Source organism: Halobacillus litoralis, assembly GCF_004101865.1.
GTDB lineage: Bacteria > Bacillota > Bacilli > Bacillales > Halobacillaceae > Halobacillus > Halobacillus litoralis_A.
Genome location: NZ_CP026118.1, coordinates 711236 through 730637 on the forward strand (window position 1 = coordinate 711236; position 19402 = coordinate 730637).

A 19402-nucleotide genomic window follows, 5' to 3' on the forward strand; every position below is an offset into this window, starting at 1 on the left:
CTCACTTTACTATTCTTCAACAGCTGCGTTGACCACCTGCTCAGCCAATACTTCTGCAGATAATGGTCCGCCGAATGTCCATGCATCTCCTGGCATCTGATAAGTACGGTCCTCCTGGACAAAGGCAAGATCTTCCCACACAGGATTTCCTGCTAATTGTTCACTGAAGATGTTATCTTCTTCTTGAACGATATAGAAGAAATTAGTGTCTTGATAGTTTTGCAGCGTTTCCACTGTGGTTTCTGTATATCCGTAGATTTCAAGCTCTTCCGATTCGAAATCATTTTGCATTCCCATGTTGTTCATGATTTGAGCCACCATGGAATTGTCTGTAAATAAGCGCAGTGTCGGCGTATCCTGCATCGTAAATGCCTGTGTAATTACATAATTCATGTCTTCTTTACCAGCCTCTTCAAGACGGGCTTGTTGCTCAGCGAACGTATCCTCCATGCCTGTCAGGACTTCCTCCGCTTTAGATTCTTTATCAACGATTTTGGCAATAGTGTTGAATTCATCTTTCATGTTTTGGAACTGATCCTGAGCTGCTTCTTCAGAATAAGGAGCGAACATCACGGTTGGAGCGATATCTTTCAGTTGATCTGCAATTGCTTCATGACGGAATTGCACGCCGATGATCAAATCCGGATCCAGACGGGAAATCGCCTCCAGATTCGGTTCCGCACGAGTACCGACATTTTCTACGGACTCGCTGAACGGCATGCCGACATCCACCCAATCACCATAAGAATCAAGACCAGCGACACCAACAGGCTCCATCCCTAACGCCTGGAGATCCTCTGCATAGGTCCATTCCAGCACGACGACCTTCTTAGGTGAACCCTCGATCGTCTGCTCTCCCATTGCGTCTTCGATCGTGACCGAGCGTGTTTCTTCTCCATCATCCGTTTCCTCTGTTTCTTCACCTTCTGTATCCTCAGTTCCCTGTTCTGAGTCATTACTGCAAGCAGCAAGCACCACTAACCCTAACATTAAGACAAACAGCCAAAATTTCTTCATGTATAGCATCCTCTCTCTATCGTTTTCTATTATGTAGAATCGTTTACCAGCGGAAACCCTTAGTAACAGCTTTGAAAGAAAACCAATTGATAAAGATTCTCATTATCACCATATCGATTATCTTACCTTAGGCTCAATTTTCTGTCAACAAAAATTTCAGGTAACGTTAATACTAGTTAAACTTCTGGCCGATGGTTTTTGAAAACATCCACATCTACTGCCACTCCCCCCTGCATACTCATTCATCAAGCATTCAACCAATCATAAGCAAGGATACTCTTTCTGGACTCAAAACCTTCTCTTCTCGATGTTTGTCTGAATACTTCCACCATACCTCCATAGAAGTAACGCAGCAACTCTGTACGGACAAGTCCATTTTTGTAGGCGAAGACAGTCTGTTTGAAGGTTTCTTTGATGATAGTCATATACTCAATGACTGGTAAATTCATTTTCAATTGACGATAGGCGCTTTCAACAGTCCTCCAGGCAGCCAGCACTTGCTCTGCTTCTAAGAAAGGTTTGGTTGTGTCAATGAATTCAGATGGTATGAATGATGGCAGAAATGAATGATCCAGGGGTACAAATTTACTAAAAGAAGCTTTCCTCTGTTTATTCTCTGTTTCAGGAGTGGATTTGATAGGTTGAGGCTTGTGTTCATCAGGGGTTTGGACTTTTGGTGGGATGTCATGAAGGGGGTCATGAGGGGTGTCATCTGCGGGCAAAAAAAGATCAGCTTGAGGAAGAAAAATTAAAAGGTTCGCCCCCTGCCTGCCATTGGGCTTTGTCGTGACGGCTTTTTCTATCAATCCTTCTTTCACTAAGCAACGGAGTGCACGAGAGACGGTGCTCTCACTCAATCCGGTTTTCCCAACAATCGTTTGCTTTCTCGGAAAAGCAACACCCGGGTATTTGACAGCATGTCTCCAAATGAAGCGCAGCACAGTCAAGGTTCCTTCAGATAAAGCAGCCTTCCTTTTAAATAAAAAGCTCCTTACGTGACGATCCAGCTCTGTCTTTGTAGCAAATCGCTGCTTTTCTCTAATTCCTACTAATTCCATTTTCCATTCCTCCAGTTTCGACGGTCTATAACTATAATCGAAACGAGTCGGAATCTGGTGTCTAAAAAAATGAAATTTATTAAAAAAAATGATATACAGTGATTCCTTGTATGGATAGAACAGCTGACAGGAGGTCACAAAGAGGAGAATAGTCAGCTTCAAAAACACCCCTGCAGTTGTTGGAATCCACTGAAAAACCGTCCTCAACCTAGAGAAGCTGTTAAAGCTTGTTGTTGCCTCTCACCAATCGCTTGTCAGTGGATGCTTGCCGCTGTCACTGCCACAGTTGACTTGGTCAAGAAGAACACTTGACCAAGTGGATCTTCGATCGTGGCGTTCCCGCAGACCCCATCATCGAACGAACGTGTGGAATCAATCGTGGCCCCAAAAAAAGAGTGATTTTCTTATCTATTGAAAGAAGCGAGCTGGTTATTCTTCATGATCGTCAGGGTTCCAGCTCAGCTCATGATCATCTTTATCAGACTCGATGATCACTTCTGTCACTCCACGCTCTCGTAATATCTTTCTTTCGATAACTTTCAGAACATCTGAAGCCTTTTCAATGGACATTTCAGGGTCGAATTCGATTTTCAACTCTACATGCAGCTCTTCCCCTTCTTTGATTACCATCAATTTCTTAATGTCCCTGACATGGGTGTCTTCAAATACAAGCTCCCCAATTTTAGCTTCCATTTCTTCATCCGCAACTCCTAATACTCCTGCAGCATTATCAAGGAAAATACGTCCGACCACGTAAAATAACATTAAACCGATAACCACAGAGGCATACCCTTCTGCTGCGTGGAAAGGTGTGTAGGTGGCAATGAGAATGGAAATGATTGCAATGATCGCTCCGAAAGTCGCTACCATGTCTTCTAGGAAAACGAGCTTGGTGGCAGGTTTCGCATTCCCTAAATTCGTAAGGCTCATTTTTACCACCTTGAAACCCTTCACATTTTCTTCACCTATATCCGCGATTACTTCTTTCATTGCTTTATACAAAACGATCGCCTCTAGAATGGTGGCAATCCCCAGGACTAATAAATTTAGCCATAGCCAGGAACCCGCTTCCGGAGGACTGGTAATATGATGAATCCCTTCTTTGATGGTTTCATAAGCCAATATCCCGACAATTAACACAGCACCAAGTAACACCAAATTGACTAACCGGGCAAAACCGTGCGGAAAACGGTCGGTCGGTGCCTTATTACTTAATGCAGAACCGATGAATACAAAAAATTGATTGGCGGTATCACCGATACTGTGCATCGTCTCAGCAAACATGGCTACATTTCCAGTGATAAAAAATGCGATCGCCTTCATGACAGCTATCGCCCCATTCATGATGCTTGCTAACAAAGCAGGTCGATTCCCTTTTTTTAATAACGCGAAAAATTCGTTCATCAGCTGCTCCTTTCAACGAGAAAACTCTGTGGCCATTCACTTATTAGTCTGCCTAAGGCCACCGAAAAAAATCATCAAAATTAGTGAGGCGTGGGATTTTGTTCACTCCCAATGGAGGCTGATGCTTTGGATAAGCTTCGGCAAGCATAAGAACCAGATACATTACTTGCATCTTTCCAGTCTGTAAAGCGATAAAAAAACCCCCTTATTATCGGGAAGAAGGCAGATGCCTTGTTTATTCCCGATTATAAGAGAGTTCAGTATACATGTGTTAATCACAATGATTTCGAAAACTGCCTGAGGTTCTTCTCAGTTTATTTCAAGCTGACTACATGAATCGTTTCTTCCTGGTCTACTCTTCCTTTCACGTGTGTGATTTTCGTTTATGGACAAAAAAGTACATGCTCAACGGCCACCAAAGTACGCCAAAGATCGGATAAACTGCCCAAATCGTCGCAGGCGAAAACACTGCATTCACACTTGTGAAAAATATCCCGAGCAACAAGGCAGCATGAATCGAATATTTAAAATAAGTCTCCTTTTGGATATGATACACAGTCAGCGGCCACCAAATCACAGCAAACACCGGAAACATCGCCCACGGGTATTGCGGTGAAAGGAACAAATTCAAGCTGACATAATAGATGATGGTGAGCATAGTGATGATGAAAGCTAACCGAAATTGGGGCCAACGCTTTCTTAAGCCTGATACTACAGGCAAAATCACCAATGGAAAAAACACGTATAAAAACCAGGGATAGTCCGGTGTGTCGCGGTAGTTTTCAAAGATAAGGAATCCCATAAGTAAAAGGCTTGCCCATGAAGTAAACAAAGTATATCGCTTCTTGATTATGCTGTAGACCCCGATCGGAAACAGGAACAAGGCAATCACAGGGTAAACCGACCACATGTGGGACGTACCCGTCAATAAATTGACTATGATCAAAAATAGAATAGTCATCATACTTCCAGCAACGACAAAACTGATATCAAGTTTCTTCATGTCCGGCCTCCTCAATCATTATTCCGTTTCCAGTAGAAATACATCGAAAGTGGCCACCACAATACCGCAAAGGTCGGGTAAACGAACCAAATCACATCTGGCGTATAATAAAAATTTATAAAGATAAACAATGCGATAATCAAAGAACTGCCCCAAATTGAATACCACAGATTCAGTTTAGTCGTATCCTTCTTAACGGGCAGACGAACGCCCAGTTCATTTGTGAGATCACTCGCATCTCCGAATTCCACAATGGCTTTATTGATCGCATCCTCCTCATTCTTGCCTTGCTCCATCAAGTCCCACACTTTTTCTTCCATGTTCTGCAAAACCTCTTGTTTGACAGCTTCTTTTTGCTCACTGTCAGGAACATCTTTGAACAATGCTTGAACATGCTGTGTTAACTGCTTCAACGTAACCCCTCCATAAATAAATCGATAATAGCTTTCGTTTCTTTCCATTCTTGTGCCGATTCTTTGAGAAAGGCTTTTCCGAGCGTAGTGATACGGTAATACTTGCGTTTTCCGCCTTTTGATACGCTTCCGAAATAGGATTCAAGCAATTCCTTTTTTTCCAACCTTTGAAAGACTGCATATAAGGTGGCCTCTTTGATTTGGAATCGGTCCTCCGTTCTCGAACTGATCTCCTTTGTTATTTCATAACCATAACGATCCTCTTCTAAGACCAAGCGCAATATAATGGAATCAAGATGACCACGGATAATATCACTTCTTATCACATTGACACGTCCTTGTTTTAACTATTCTATCTGATAGAGTAATAATACCGTTAATTACTCTACCTGTCAAAGTAATTTTGAAAATTTTTTCTGAAGCTATTCACCAAAAAAACCCCCCTCAGTTGAACTGAGAGGGGGGGAGAATTATTTCTTTTACTTGAAAAAAACAGCCCGGAAAAAATACAAATGAAAACCGCAATCAATACCGGAATATTCACTTTGCCTTGCTCCTTTCACATGCTAATGAATGACTGTTCCTTTTTCTCACGGACCTAACCATAATAGCACTCCGATAAGAACGATAAAGAGCAAGACAATTTCAATCAAAGATACTATATAGTTCTTCCTATTCTCCGCGAATCTCCATTCCGAATAAGATTGAAAAGCAAGCTGTATCATATGAAATACAAACGATAGTACAAGAAGAAACAACGGTTTTCCATAAAAGACAATCGCCCCTATGATGAACACGACTATGAAGCTGACCCTTAGCATCCAGTCGTACTTTTCATAAAATTCATTCACATGATTATAAGAGAACCACTTCTTCTTATCTGCTCCGATCCTCTTGCGAATGATTGCCGGAATCACAGTAATGATAAAAATCACGGCTCCCATCACAAGCCAGAACTCCTGCCAAAAACCTTCAGGCATTCCGTAATGTTCCATTTTTCATCAACTCCCGTCCACATGTTTCCTATTATTGCTACGAAAACAGGCGGACTCAGGTTTCACCCAAAAAATCACATCACGCTTCAGGAAATTCATCACCTTCCATAATGGGGGAGTTAGAAGTTTTTTTCAGATGAATCCTTTTAACACTTCAAACGTATAGAAGTAAATAACAACATCCTTTTATAAAAGAGGTGATTGATCATGTTCTTCAGAATATTCCACAAAGCGAACCTGCCTACAAAAATAGCTCTAGTCTTTGGATCTGCGGTACTTTTACTAACCGGAATTTATCAACTCATTTTCTAAGGGGATAGAAGGCAGTGTTGAGAACCCCCCCTTAACGTAAATGATGGACAGACTCACTTATTCGGATGAATTCGTCGACATCACGCATGCAATGCTCCATCCCTTTCATCCAAAAATCTTCTTTTGTCAGATCTTCACCCAGATGCTTCTTGGCTAAATCTTCTACTGTCATCCTGCCAGAGTCCTCAAGAAGTGCTATATAATCACGTTCAAAGTCTCCACCTTCTGCTTCTCCTTTTGCGTATATGGCTGTCTCAAACAAATACCCGAATGTGTAAGGGAAATTATAAAAAGGTGTTTTTGTCATATAAAAATGTGGCGTTGATGCCCAGGCATAAGGAGAGAGCCCTGCTATGGACCCACCGTATCCTTCGTCCAAAGCTGCTTTCATCATTTCTTTTAACTGTTTTGCAGAAACGAGTCCTTTTTTTCTCGTTTCATTAAGTTTGTATTCAAATAAAAACCTTGTATGAATCTCCATGAAGTTCATGACACTTCGTTTCAGTTTCTCATCTAACAGAAACAACTTCTGCTCCTCTGACTCTGCTTTTTTCATTGCAGCGTTCAATACGATCATTTCAGCGTACGTAGAAGCTGTTTCAGCTATACACATCGGGTAATTTCTGTTCAGTGGAGGCACAGGGCCCATTGCATGATTATGAAAGGCATGACCCAGTTCATGAGCCAGCACCAGTGTATCAGTGATATGCCCACCGTAAGTCATACTAATTCTGGATTCTCCTGATAGTGGAAAGCCTGCACAGAAAGCATGTGCTGATTTGTCGGGGCGGTCTTCTGCATCCACCCACTTTTGCAGGAAAGCATTTCGAGCAAAACTTTCTAATTCCGTTCCGAACTTACTAAAGTGCTCTAATATGAAATCCACACCATCTTGATAACTCATTGTTTCAATTTCGTTATTGACCGGAGCCCAGAAATCATGTGCTTGCAGTGTAGAAGTCCCCAGTATTTTTGCTTTGTGGTTCAAACATTCCACTAACGGCTGCTTATTGCTGTTCACCACACTCCACATGGCCTGTAGCGTTTTTCTGTTCATCCGGTTATGTATGAAAGATTCCTCGAGTGGATCATCTATGTCGCGCTTATCATTTAATTTCAGTTTCATTCCGGTTATTCGATTTAATATCAATGAAAGTGTCCCGGACTGATCCTTCCAAGTCTCCTGTAACAAATGATACGAGGAACGCCGCACTTCCTGATCAGAATGGGAGCGCAGATTCCTGATTTGAACTACGGAGAGCTTTTCCTTCTTCCCACCCATCCTGAAATTCAATTTTATATCTCCTACTATCGAATGATATAAGTCTCCCCAGCCGTGATAACCATCTTCCAGAAATGTGGAAATCATCTCCTCTTCTTTTTCTGATAGTCGCTTGATCGCTTCCCTGCGCCATTCTTCCAGGATAAATGAGTACTCAGTCAATTCATTTGTTACAAGTTGATCCCATGTCCCCTCGTCAATTTCAGCGAGGGAAAGTTGAACCTTGTGAACCAGGGGGTCAAAGCGGACACTGATCTCAGTCGTCCTTTCCTTCCAATAATCCCCGGTCTTATCAGAAGTGTCTGCCGCGCGGATACAAGTACAGTAAGAGTTCATTTGTGCCAAGCCCGTTTGGATACTTTCAATGCTCTCAATGGCTGCCTTCCATTCACTGGGATTGATTTTATCTGTTTGTTCAATTAGTTCCACTTGCCTTTGTAAGTGATCGACTTCAGTGGATATGTCTTCAAATTTTGTATGTATATTCCCTTGAGGTGCCCCTGCGGCAAAAATATCCGCTAAATCCCATGTTGCTGCAAACTTTTGACCACGCATATGATCCTCTCCTTTTTACGATTTAAAAAACAAAGTCTTCCTGTTCCAGCATTCCATTCATACATGTGCAAAATTTTGGACAGCCAGGTCATAGACAGTTAAACACAAATTTCCAATAGAGGTAAGGAGCTCCTATAGTAGGTGAAAGAGCCTTTAGCATAAATCCATTATAGTTAAGACATATTAATTTTGAACATTGTGTGTCCAAATGAAGAATTTTTTGTTACAATAATATCAAAGAAACCGTTTACATGAATAGGATATCATAAGGAGTTGATTGAAATGGGAGTTACATTCATGTTCTTGCTTTTGGCGACTGTCACGCCATTTTTACTATTACAACTTAAAAAACCAGCTTTCGCTGTCGTACAATCGATTTTCCTTGTCGGCATGTGGTTATACTGCTTTCAAATTCTCCTCTTCACAGCACCTGCAGCTTTTTCAGCTACATGGACGATGTTCTATGCAGGTTTAATTGGAGCACAGGTCGCCTGGATCATGTTCATCATCGCTACAGTAAAAACAAGCCCCTCTTTTCAAGAAAGCTTAGAAGAAAAAAAAGAAACGCTTCTTCCTTAATCATTCAGGAAGAAAGCGTTTCTTTTTTTTAATCTACTGGCTGTAATTTGAACAGCTGTATCAAAGCTTGCACAAAAGCAAAGCCTGTTACCAGCACAAGAAGAAATTTCGGTTCATAAGAAGAATAGAGTAACCCACAAAGGGAAAAAGCAGTCAGCGCAATACATAGGATGAAACCGACCATGGATTTCCACGGAAAGCCTCCACCTACTGTGGTGTTTTTCTGAAGTTGTTGTTGTCTTTGTTCCATACCATTTTCCCCCTGTGTAATTAATCTGTTAATGACCCGAATGTTCTTCCTGCTGTTCTTGCTGTTGATGATTTCCACCGCCATCGTCATGGTTATGATCAAAGCCGAAGGACATAGTGAAAAGCGACCCCGCCACAAGGATGCCAGCTAAGGCAAAACCGTGGAACATCATATTCCATGGGATATGACCATTCCCACTCTCTGCTTCTGTCACGTGCATGAACATAAATAATTGAACACCTGCTTGCAGAAGAGCGAGGATCATGATGCCGATAATCACCCATTTGACTGGTAGATCAGACCCGATAGCTGCCCAGGCAGCGACTAATGTCATTACCAGTGACAAGACAAAACCGACGATGTGGTTCGTTGGTATTCGTTTTTTCGTGTTCGTCATATCAGATCACCATCCCTATCAAATAGACACTTGTTAAAATGAAGATCCAAATGACATCTAAGAAGTGCCAATATAAACTGATAATAAAGAATTTCCGGCTTGTCACATTTGTAAGTCCGCGTCGTGCGATTTGGATGAGCAGTAAAGTAGCCCAGCCAATTCCAAGTGTGACGTGAAGCCCGTGCGTTCCAGCCAGTACAAAGAAGCTTGACCAGAAAGCACTGGATTGTATGGTTGCTCCTTCGTGCGCATAATGCACGAATTCGTATATTTCAAAACCGAGGAATCCTAAGCCTAGAGCTAAAGTAATGATCATCCATATCGTGAGCCCTTTGACAGACCCTCTTCGCATTTCATGAATGGCAAGCCCACAAGTAAAACTACTTGTGAGGAGCAAAAAGGTCATGATCAGTACTGTGCCGGCCTCGAAAAGTTCACCTGGATGCGGTGCGTCAGCTGTGCGGCCGAAGAGTACCGCGTAAGTAGCAAATAGTGTAGCAAAAAGGACGACCTCGGCTCCGAGGAAAATCCAGAAGCCGAGAATGCTCATTTGCCCTTCTTTCGTCCGGTACTCCAATGGACCTGTTTTCAATTCTTCAGCAGACATATCATAACCCCCTTGCTTTTCGCTCTATGCGTTTAATTTCATCAACCTCGACATGGTATCCTTCATCATAATCGAAGGACCTTAAAATCATCATGATGACGCCGCCGATCAAGCCGGCAATGGCAACGATCATCCATTCAAAGATCAATCCGAAACTGCCTAAGGCCAAGAATGCCATCATTATGAATGGTGCGCCCGTATAGCTTGGCATATGGATCGGTTCCAGCTTCGATTCATCATACGTCGTCTTACCTTCTTCTTTCATCCGTACATATGGATCGATTTCATCGACATATGGAACAGTTGCAAAGTTGTAATATGGAATCGGTGTGGTCGTCGCCCATTCAAGCGTCCGTCCGTTTCCGTTCCAGGAGTCACCTGTTTCTTCGCGCTCGCTATTACGGAAACTGTAGTAAATGTTAAAGACGAATACAGCGAATCCAAGCCCCATTCCGAAGGCACCGACCGTTGATATGATGTTCAATGGCAACCATTCAACAATGTTCGTAATGAACAGTCGACGAGGCATGCCGTCTAATCCCAGGAAGTACTGAGGGAAGAAGCAGACATGGAAACCAAAGAAGAATAGCCAGAACGCCCATTTACCAATGCGTTCATTCATCTTGTGACCAAACATCTTCGGATACCAGTACACAAGTCCTGCGAAACAAGCAAAGACTGTTCCAGCGATCAATACATAGTGGAAGTGTGCCACTAGGAAATACGAATTGTGGAACTGGTAGTCGGCTGCGGCCATGCCGAGCATCACCCCTGTGACACCACCAAGAATGAAGCTCGGGATGAAGGCAAGAGCCCACATCATCGCGACAGAAAACTCAATTTTCGATTTGTATAACGTCGCCAGCCAGTTGAATATTTTCACTCCGGTCGGAACCGCAATCAACATCGTCGATACGGAGAAGACAGAGTTTACGAATGCTCCTGCACCCATCGTGAAGAAGTGGTGCACCCACACGAGGAAACTCAACAGAGCAATGATGATCATCGACCAAACCATAGCGTTGTATCCGAACAAACGTTTTTTCGCAAAGGTAGCGATGATTTCAGAAAATATTCCGAAGGCCGGCAATATGACAATGTAAACCTCGGGGTGTCCCCACATCCAGAAGAGGTTCGCCCACATCATCGGCAATCCTTCTCCTGTCAACGTAAAGAATTGGGCACCGAAAATACGGTCAATGGTCAGCAGCGCCAGCGCTACAGTAAGAATCGGAAATGCAAAAACGATGATGAAACATGTGACAAGCGTTGACCAAGTGAAAATCGGCATGTGGAAAAGCTTCATTCCAGGTGCGCGCATTTTCAAAATGGTGACCATCAAGTTGATCCCTGTGGCAAGGGTACCGATTCCTGATAGCTGGAGTCCCATCAGATAAAAGTTTTGCCCAGGTCCTTCACTCATTGCTGCCCCGGATAACGGCGTATAGCTCGTCCACCCGGCGTCAGGAGAGCCTCCGATGATGAAGGAAACATTAAAGAGCATGGCCCCGAAGAAAAAGGACCAGAAGCTCAGTGCGTTTACATATGGAAACGCAAAGTCACGAGCTCCGATTTGTAATGGGACGATGATATTCATCAACCCGATCAAAAACGGCATGGCCATGAAGATGATCATGATTGTACCGTGCGTCGTAAAAATTTCATTATAGTGCTGGGAATCTAAGAATCCCAAATCCGGAAAAGCGAGCTGCACCCGCATCATCATGGCGTCCATCCCGCCCCGGAATAACATCGCAAGGGCACTCAGGATATACATGATGCCGATTTTTTTGTGGTCAACCGTTGTCAGCCATTCACGCCACAACCATCCCCACTTTTTAAAGTAGGTCAAGAGAAAGAGAATAGCGATTGAAACCAGTGCAATCGAAACCATTGCCGCATATATGATCGGCTCACCGGTGACTAAAATATCTGTAATGTGCATGTCTTCACCTGCTTTCTACTATCTATTGGAATGTTTCTTGTTGTTCAATGTCATCTAAATGCAGTTTTTCTTTGAAAAGGTCACGATAGTTTTCGACAACATACCCCATACCTTCTTTAGAAGCATGATTGATGTACTCCAAGTGTGTAGAAGAGAAAGAATCTTTATCTGTCAATCCTGGCTTGAGGAGTTCATCATATTTTTCTGCAGTCAGTGCTGGTGCTTCATTCTGAATTTGTTCTGCCCAGGCCTCAAATTGTTTTTCACTCTCTGCATGGACTTTAAAGGTTTGAGCTGCGAAGCCTTCGCCATTGAAGTTCGAGTTACGTCCATCGTAAACCCCTTCTTCATCTGCCTGGAGAAACAGTTTCGTCTGCATGCCGGCCATGTTATATTTCTGCCCTCCAAGAGCAGGAATCCATAGCGCTGTCATAGCATCAGCCGATGTCAGCCTGAACTCGATCGGTCGATCCGTCGGGATATGCAGGTAATTCACCGTTTCAATCCCTTGTTCTGGATAACTGAAAAACCATTTCCAATCGGCTGTCGTAGCGTGAACAACCAATGGCTCTTTTGCTTCTTGACCATCCTCAGGTTCCGGAGCTTTTTCCAGATCAAACAAAGTCGTAACTGTCGGGAAGGACAGCATAGCGACGATTATAAGTGGAATTATTGTCCAAATGATTTCGATGGTCGTATTTCCATGCAAATTCGGGTCATAATCACTTTCCTTACGTCCAGGGCGACCTTCCCTGTATTTGATGATCATGTACGCAAACAAAGAGAACACGACCACTATGATCCCAAGCATGAACCATAATGAATATTTAATCAGTTCATATTGACTTTCAGCGACCGGCCCCTTTGGGTTAAGGACGGTCATTTCACCACATCCGCTTAAAAATAAAATTAAACTTAAGGGAATCAGGCCTAACCACTTAGAACGCAGATGTTTTATTTTCATGGGTTTCAACCCTCCTATTAAACTATGATTATTAAGTACAAAACCAAACTTCTGTAAGTTCCTCTATATGATAGGACTGGACTGATTATATCAGATTTCGATAAAATTCAGTCCAAGTTCACGAAGTTGTCATATAAGAGTCAATAACTGTTAAAAATTCCGTCACATGTTATACGCTTTCACGGAATATTCCACATGAATTGGTAAAAACGGGCAAAATAATTCAATCCATGAACACCTTTATATACCCATTTTAAACGAAGAAAAAACAGTCTCTCAACTGATGATACCTTAAACAGATATGCGATCAGATTCAGAGACTGTTTTTTTAGGACGGCGTTTGTACTTTCTTCCAACCATATAGACAATCGGAGTACCGATGATTGTCGGTAAAAACCAGTAATATATGGTAGGGAGTTCATTGAGAACCGGGATTTTAGCTACATTTACAACCAGCGTAGCTGTGACGATTCCAATATAAGATCCCAGCATACCACCTATATGCATGGTTAACCACTTTTTCGTTTTCTTCTTGTTCTTCACTGCTATGTACCCACTTAAAGCAAGACCATAGGAGAACAAAGCAATATAAAAAAGATATTGACTCTCCTGCCAGTGGATGATTGCCATTGCTACAGCGGTCAAAAACACCCCTACATAGGACCAATGGTAAAGTTGACCGAATGCCGTATGCCTGCCTTTTCTCTTCTTGGCAGTCATGGCAAACAAACCACTAATTAAAGAAATGCCGCCTGCGATAATATGGATGACTAACAATACCTTCATTACAAATCAAACTCCCCTTTTTTCACCCGCAACATAACCTGGAAACACTCCATGTCAATGTAAATAATTCCATAATTTTGAATTACATCCTAAGTTTATCATAATTTTGTCTGAAGAAAAGCTCAACTACTTTGGATGTCTCTCAGCGGAAACTTACAGTAATCCCCAGACAAGAAAAAATCCCTTATCATATATAAGGGATCCAAACACTCACGCTATGCATTCCTCTTTTCATTCCTGACGTCAAATCATCCTTTCCTTCTTCACGTTCTCTAATATTTCTTCTTCGCGGACAAGATCCAGACCGGCTTTTTTATCCACGCTCCCTCTGGAAGTGTCCCATTTATAAGTGTCCAGGATGGTTTGTTCGATTGCTCTGAAATTCAGCCCTTTTCCAATTGCCTTTGTACTATCTATTCCGATGTCATGTTTGGCAGGAATCCAAAGGGGCAGTTCGATCCAGGGCTGGACCTTTTCATTCAAGAGCGTTTCCTGGGATAACCATACAGGTTTGGCGTCATAAGGGTTCAGCACACTTCTGCAAGCATCGACAAACGCTTCCATCGATAATTTTTTCTCAGGACCGGCAGCGTTGTAAACACCGGACTCCTTGTTTTCTACCATATTGATGATCCATCTGGATAGGTCACGTACATCGATGAATTGCACTTTACTTGAACGAGGTTCTGGTACGATGAATTCACCACCAGTTGCTACCCGGCCCGGCCAGTACGTAAAGCGGTCTGTCGGATCATCCGGGCCGACAATGAGACCTGGACGTATGATTAAAGAACGCTCAGCACCAACCATTTCCTTGACGGATGATTCACTGTGAAACTTCAAAGGACCGTAATACTCGTTAGAGCTTCTTCCTTTCACTCCTTTGGTCACACGCTCCAGCTCTGTTTGGGTCAATTTTAAAACTTCGCCGGATTCGTCAATTCCATCAGCCTCGCCAAAATGTTCATAGACAGATACACTTGAAATGAAACAGTACAAATCGATGTTGTCCTGCAGCACATGAAGGGTTTTCGCTACTACTCCCGGCAGAAACCCACATGTATCAATGACAGCATCCCACTTTCTGCCAGCCATTTTTTGGAGATCCTCGGCATTTTCCCGATCGCCGATGATCGTTTCTACCTGTTCAAATGCATGCGGATTCGTTTTTCCTCTATTGAATAAGGTGACTTCATGTCCATTATTCAGCGCATGCTGGACGATGGACTTGCCGACAAATTGTGTACCGCCAATCACTAATAGTTTCATACCTGACTCCTTTATAATTGTTTTCTTAATCTATTCCACTTTTTTCAGGAAAACCCTCTTAAAAAGGTTATGTTGGATACTGTTATTTATATGTAAAGAAATGCATCAGGCCTTCATACCTTCACCGCTTATACATTGAAATGCTGATTAAGAAGCATTACTTTGAACGGTCTCCGTTGTTTGAATGACACTTTCATCTCTCTCATTTACGGACTGCCCCAGGGTATGACCCTTACTTATTGCTATGTGGGCATCCTCTGAAAAGATTTTGTGAAACTCATTGTGCAGGGTAGTGGAATAATCCAAACCTTCTAATTGCTTTGCTGCCAGCATCGTATATTCCTTCCCTGTGGATGAAGTAAATTCAAAGCCCCCGGAAATTGTATTATGAAGTGACATTGTTGCCGTTAACTTCTTCAACGAGTACCTATCATCCAACTTTGCCATGCCATATACACCGTATTGATGATTCCCGGAACGTACTACGTATAATTCATCACCCTCCAGCGTTTGTACTTTTTCTACATCTGCTGTTGCTTTTTCCTTCTGAATAAAATGAGTGAATGCTTCTTTTTCTGTCGGAAAGCTTTCTTTATCAATAGATGAAGTCTGGTTGCTCGTACACCCTGCCACCATTACCAAATACAGGAACAGCAGAAGCGAATAAAAATAAAAGCGCATATCAGCCCACCTTTTTATAATTACTCTGTTAAATTTCAGTATTGATTTTTTGATATAAGCTCCCGATTGGGTAAGACTCAGTTTCGAGGCTTCAGTAGGAGTTTAGGGGCTGCGGGAAAAGGTTCGCGTTCCATGGGGCGGGCGCTGAGCCTCCTCGGACTTTGAAGTGACCCCCAATAGTTGGACACTTATCCAACGCTAATTTAAGGGGGACCTCCATTGAAACGATTTACGAAGGAAGACAAACTCACAGCTGTTCGTCGATATACCGAAGAGACAATAAGCTATCGTCACCTAGCACATCAGGTTGGCGTAGACCACTCTGCCCTACGGTACTGGGTGAGATTATATGAGTACCATGGTGATCAAGCCTTCTCAATCCCCTATACAAACTATTCTTCAGACTTTAAACTGAAGGTAATTGAATGTATGGACGATGAAGGATACTCCATTCGCGAGGCCTCTGCCCTCTTCCATATCCCGGATTATTCGATGGTCCGAAGGTGGTTGAAAAAATGGCAGAATGGCGGTGTGGAAGCCCTTGCGTCCAAACGAAAGGGGAAGGTTCCAGTGCCACAAAACAAGAATCAAAAAGCCAAGAAGCCATTTAAATCGGTAGAGGAAGAATTGGAATACCTACGAATGGAGAACGCGTATTTAAAAAAGTTGAAAGCCTTAGTCGAAGAAGAGGACCAGAATACCAAAGACAAAAAGCCCGGATCGTCTTCGAACTAAGGCATGATTACCCCGTGAAACAGTTGGTAGGTGTGGCGGGACTATCACGCAGCACGTACTACCATCAAATCGGTCAGATGGAGAAACCGGATCTAGACCTGGACCTGAAAGAAGAAATCCGAAGCATTTTCCACCAAGAAGATGGGACATATGGCTACCGCCGCATTCAAAATGAGCTTGAAAATCGAGGGACACCTGTAAACCATAAGAAAGTGTATCGACTGATGAAAGAGATCGGTCTACGTTGTCTTGTGCGTATGAAGAAATATGTGTCTTATAAAGGCCGTGTCGGAGAGATAGCGGATAATATCTTAAGTCGAAACTTCACGGCAGATAAACCGAATCAAAAGTGGGTCACGGACATTACAGAGTTTAAGCTATTCGGCCAAAAGCTTTATCTCTCCCCGATTCTTGACCTTTATAATGGCGAAATCGTTACGTACACGCTTGGAACACGCCCGACCTATGACCTTGTCAGAGAGATGTTGGAAAAGGGGCTCGAACGCCTAGAGTATTCCGACGAATTACTTATGCATTCCGATCAAGGCTGGCATTATCAGATGGCCCCATATCGCAACCGTCTCAAAGAGGCAGGCATTACCCAAAGTATGTCCCGCAAGGGCAACTGTCACGATAATGCCGTGATGGAGAACTTCTTCGGCCACATGAAATCGGAGTTTCTTTATCACAAAGAATTTGAGAGTGTAGAACACTTCAAGCAAGAGCTGTCACGTTTTATGGATAAATATAACAACCACCGAATTAAGTCTAAACTTAGAATGAGTCCAGTCCAATACCGTGAAAAATATCAAGCAACGGCCTAATTACATAGTGTCCAATTTTAAGGGGTCAGCACACTTCGTCCTGTGGGGTCTCAGCTGTCCCGCACATCCCATAGGAGTCTCACCGTTTCCCTCCGCCCCTTTACCATATAGGGTTCTCGAAACTACTTCTGTAATAAGCATCTATGAGCTTAAGGGGAGTAATCGATTGACAATTCCAAAGAAGTTATTCTGAGCATGAGAGCTTGATATGAAGCATTTTACTACTATAACACAAGGATAGTGAAGACAATCCTACTGAGCAAGGGGGTTCGTTTCTCACATACATCAGATGGGTTCGTGGGGAAGCTGCGCATAGCCTTCAAGCTAGTGAATGATTGACGCATTGTCGGATCACACACCATTATTAATTACTTAATATTCCAGTAGGGGCCGTATCGTTGTATGGATAGAAGGGTACAGAGAACTAAGAAAGCCTCCGCTTTAAGTTTACCTGTACGTTTGTGAAACCCCGGTTTCATAAGCTGTTTTTTGTACGAAAACAGGGTTAAATGTATTATGAATAACTTCAGACATCGACTTGATTTGTTTTTCGAAATGCATAAAATCATCCTTCCTTAGAAATTTCTTCATGGAAGGATAACGTTTATAGAAGGGGAAACAAAATCGTCTAGCTTAGCTTGAGGCTATGCGCTGTTTCCCAGCCAACCATACGTTTAGGAAGACTCTCGAAACTACTTCCCAAGGGGAGCATTCATGGAGGGAACCTTGTATTTAACCTAAGATGTTTGAGTCTCACTCAAATATGCCAGCATTTTTCTGAACGAATGTCGAGAAAAACATATAGCAAGGGGCGCGGGGAATGCTTGCGCAGCAATCCTTCTGGAAAAGACGGATGATAGCGATTTTCTTTTATAAATTAAAGAAAAACACTCTTTTCAGATGGGCCACTGTTGATTCCACGAGGAGCGTTCCGTGGTGACGCCTGCGGGAACAGCGCGAGCTGAAGATCCACTTGGTCAAGTGATCTTCTTGACCAAGTTAGCTGAGGCCGTGCCCGCGGCAAGCATCCACCGACAAGGGATTCGTGAGAAGCAACAACAAACGTTAACAGCTCCTCTAGATGGTATAGGGTTTTTCAGTAGCTCCGAGAGACCCACCTTACTTATTCAAATAAACCATTTCCGGCTGGGGGTGGCTTAAGAAATCATGGTGGGAGATGGTCCAGGCATATGCACCAGCCATTTCAAAAATAATGATATCACCGGCCCGGAGCTGCTTGACAGAATTCTGACGCACAAGCACGTCATTCGGTGTGCACAGTTCGCCAGCGATGGTGACCTCAGCATTCAACACTCCTGGCCGTTCAAACGGATAACGCCATTCCTCCACTGGATGGATACGGAATGGTTGGCTCATTTTCCATGCGGCCGGCAGACGCAAATGGTGCGAACCTCCCCGGACCAGGGAAAAATACTGATCATGATTCTTCTTCACATCCAATACTTCTGTAACATAGAAGCCGCACTCCGCCGTCATATAACGTCCGATTTCCAATACCAAAGTCAGATTTCCAACAATTTTTCCGAGATGGTCGATCCCCTCAGCAAAGGTAGCCCAGTCGAACGGTTCTCCCGGATTCCAATAGTTGATACCGATTCCTCCGCCGATATCAACAACAGAAATTTCAAGTTTGAATTGTTCCTGCCATTTACGGGACTTCTCTATGCAAGTTTCGACAAACCGGACATGGGCTTTTGCATTCAAGTTGTTGGACATTGCATGGAAATGAAAGCCTTCTATTTTAACATGGTCGGATTGGAGTGCTTTTTCAATCAAATCAGGTATATCAGCTTCATCGACCCCGAATTGGGACGGGACTCCTGACATCATATGGTGACTGTCAGGGACATCTGAGCTTAAATTGACCCGGATCAGAATCGGTATTTTCACTTGCTTTTGTTCAGCAAGATACAACATCCTGTTCAAATCCTGAAAGCTTTCCACGTTCAGATAACCGACACCGTCCCGTATCGCCGCTTCGATTTCACAATCTTTCTTGGCCGGAGCACCGAAAATCATCGGTATTTGCCCGACCTCATTCACCTTGTGGATCTCCCCTTCTGAAGCCACCTCGAACCCATCGACAGTAGGTGCTAACACCTCCAGCAGGTGCTGATCAGGATTCGCCTTGACGGCATAATAAAGCTTGCAAAAATCAGGAAGACTCTCCTTGATCGTATTTGCATGATCTCTCAACTTTTCTAAGTCATAGACATAAGCACAAACAGGCTCCTCGCCCTGTACCCGCTTTTCCTCTATATACATTTCTACTGTCTGCCTCTTTGCATTGGTGGCCATGACTGAT

The 19402-nt window shown here is 43.1% G+C and carries 20 protein-coding genes; 3 read left to right on the top strand and 17 right to left on the bottom strand.

The window, feature by feature from the left end:
- Nucleotides 1-9: 9 nt before the first annotated feature.
- The 8 genes from HLI_RS03545 to HLI_RS03580 all read right to left on the bottom strand — a co-directional run bounded on the left by HLI_RS03545 (nt 10) and on the right by HLI_RS03580 (nt 8039).
- Complete coding sequence (locus HLI_RS03545; RefSeq protein ID WP_128523115.1) at nt 10-1017, bottom strand: ABC transporter substrate-binding protein; 1008 nt, start codon at nt 1015-1017, stop codon at nt 10-12.
- 245 nt (nt 1018-1262) lie between these two features.
- A complete protein-coding gene (locus HLI_RS03550) occupies nt 1263-2075 on the bottom strand; it encodes a helix-turn-helix domain-containing protein (protein ID WP_128523116.1) in 813 nt (270 codons plus the stop codon).
- Between the two features lie 429 nt (nt 2076-2504).
- A complete protein-coding gene (locus HLI_RS03555; protein WP_128523117.1) occupies nt 2505-3479 on the bottom strand; it encodes a cation diffusion facilitator family transporter in 975 nt (324 codons plus the stop codon).
- A gap of 364 nt (nt 3480-3843) precedes the next feature.
- Nucleotides 3844-4482, bottom strand: coding sequence for a hypothetical protein (locus tag HLI_RS03560; protein WP_128523118.1), 639 nt, complete (start codon nt 4480-4482; stop codon nt 3844-3846).
- An 11-nt stretch (nt 4483-4493) separates the two neighbouring features.
- Nucleotides 4494-4895 carry a permease prefix domain 1-containing protein gene (locus tag HLI_RS03565; RefSeq protein ID WP_128523119.1) on the bottom strand — a complete coding sequence of 134 codons (402 nt, stop codon included), beginning with the start codon at nt 4893-4895 and terminating at the stop codon, nt 4494-4496.
- The gene (locus tag HLI_RS03570) at nt 4892-5221 is read right to left on the bottom strand and encodes a PadR family transcriptional regulator (protein WP_128523120.1); all 330 of its coding nucleotides are present in this window, start codon (nt 5219-5221) and stop codon (nt 4892-4894) included. Before HLI_RS03570 ends, HLI_RS03565 begins: the two co-directional genes overlap by 4 nt.
- A gap of 264 nt (nt 5222-5485) precedes the next feature.
- Nucleotides 5486-5890, bottom strand: coding sequence for a DUF4181 domain-containing protein (locus HLI_RS03575; RefSeq protein WP_128523121.1), 405 nt, complete (start codon nt 5888-5890; stop codon nt 5486-5488).
- 343 nt (nt 5891-6233) lie between these two features.
- On the bottom strand, nt 6234-8039 hold the full coding sequence (locus HLI_RS03580) for a M3 family oligoendopeptidase (RefSeq protein ID WP_128523122.1): 1806 nt from the start codon (nt 8037-8039) through the stop codon (nt 6234-6236).
- Between the two features lie 282 nt (nt 8040-8321).
- On the opposite strand from HLI_RS03580, the gene HLI_RS03585 reads away from it, so the two are divergent.
- Nucleotides 8322-8618 carry a spore morphogenesis/germination protein YwcE gene (locus tag HLI_RS03585; RefSeq protein ID WP_128523123.1) on the top strand — a complete coding sequence of 99 codons (297 nt, stop codon included), beginning with the start codon at nt 8322-8324 and terminating at the stop codon, nt 8616-8618.
- 28 nt (nt 8619-8646) lie between these two features.
- Here HLI_RS03585 and HLI_RS03590 read toward each other — a convergent pair whose 3' ends face one another.
- The 8 genes from HLI_RS03590 to HLI_RS03625 all read right to left on the bottom strand — a co-directional run bounded on the left by HLI_RS03590 (nt 8647) and on the right by HLI_RS03625 (nt 15517).
- On the bottom strand, nt 8647-8868 hold the full coding sequence (locus HLI_RS03590; RefSeq protein ID WP_128523124.1) for a cytochrome C oxidase subunit IV family protein: 222 nt from the start codon (nt 8866-8868) through the stop codon (nt 8647-8649).
- A 28-nt stretch (nt 8869-8896) separates the two neighbouring features.
- Nucleotides 8897-9265, bottom strand: a complete 369-nt coding sequence (gene qoxD, locus HLI_RS03595) for a cytochrome aa3 quinol oxidase subunit IV (protein WP_128523125.1) — start codon at nt 9263-9265, stop codon at nt 8897-8899.
- Between the two features lies 1 nt (nt 9266).
- Nucleotides 9267-9872 carry a cytochrome aa3 quinol oxidase subunit III gene (gene qoxC, locus HLI_RS03600; protein WP_128523126.1) on the bottom strand — a complete coding sequence of 202 codons (606 nt, stop codon included), beginning with the start codon at nt 9870-9872 and terminating at the stop codon, nt 9267-9269.
- Nucleotide 9873: 1 nt separating this feature from the next.
- A complete protein-coding gene (gene qoxB, locus HLI_RS03605) occupies nt 9874-11817 on the bottom strand; it encodes a cytochrome aa3 quinol oxidase subunit I (RefSeq protein ID WP_128523127.1) in 1944 nt (647 codons plus the stop codon).
- A 22-nt stretch (nt 11818-11839) separates the two neighbouring features.
- On the bottom strand, nt 11840-12781 hold the full coding sequence (gene qoxA / locus HLI_RS03610; protein ID WP_128523128.1) for a cytochrome aa3 quinol oxidase subunit II: 942 nt from the start codon (nt 12779-12781) through the stop codon (nt 11840-11842).
- A gap of 291 nt (nt 12782-13072) precedes the next feature.
- On the bottom strand, nt 13073-13567 hold the full coding sequence (locus HLI_RS03615; protein WP_128523129.1) for a DUF2306 domain-containing protein: 495 nt from the start codon (nt 13565-13567) through the stop codon (nt 13073-13075).
- A 243-nt stretch (nt 13568-13810) separates the two neighbouring features.
- Nucleotides 13811-14836 (bottom strand): NAD-dependent epimerase/dehydratase family protein, encoded by a 1026-nt coding sequence (locus HLI_RS03620; protein ID WP_128523130.1) that lies wholly within the window; start codon nt 14834-14836, stop codon nt 13811-13813.
- A 147-nt stretch (nt 14837-14983) separates the two neighbouring features.
- Complete coding sequence (locus HLI_RS03625; RefSeq protein WP_128523131.1) at nt 14984-15517, bottom strand: hypothetical protein; 534 nt, start codon at nt 15515-15517, stop codon at nt 14984-14986.
- A 219-nt stretch (nt 15518-15736) separates the two neighbouring features.
- Here HLI_RS03625 and HLI_RS03630 point away from each other — a divergent pair.
- A protein-coding gene (locus HLI_RS03630; protein ID WP_128523132.1) for an IS3 family transposase occupies nt 15737-17076 on the top strand; the annotation gives its coding sequence in 2 pieces (ribosomal slippage) (nt 15737-16223 and nt 16223-17076; 1341 coding nt in all).
- Between the two features lie 933 nt (nt 17077-18009).
- The gene (locus HLI_RS03635; protein WP_128523133.1) at nt 18010-18237 is read left to right on the top strand and encodes a hypothetical protein; all 228 of its coding nucleotides are present in this window, start codon (nt 18010-18012) and stop codon (nt 18235-18237) included.
- Here the strand turns inward: HLI_RS03635 and HLI_RS03640 are convergent.
- Nucleotides 18196-19395 carry a type III PLP-dependent enzyme gene (locus HLI_RS03640; protein WP_128523134.1) on the bottom strand — a complete coding sequence of 400 codons (1200 nt, stop codon included), beginning with the start codon at nt 19393-19395 and terminating at the stop codon, nt 18196-18198. The genes HLI_RS03635 and HLI_RS03640 overlap by 42 nt on opposite strands.
- Nucleotides 19396-19402 lie beyond the last annotated feature (7 nt).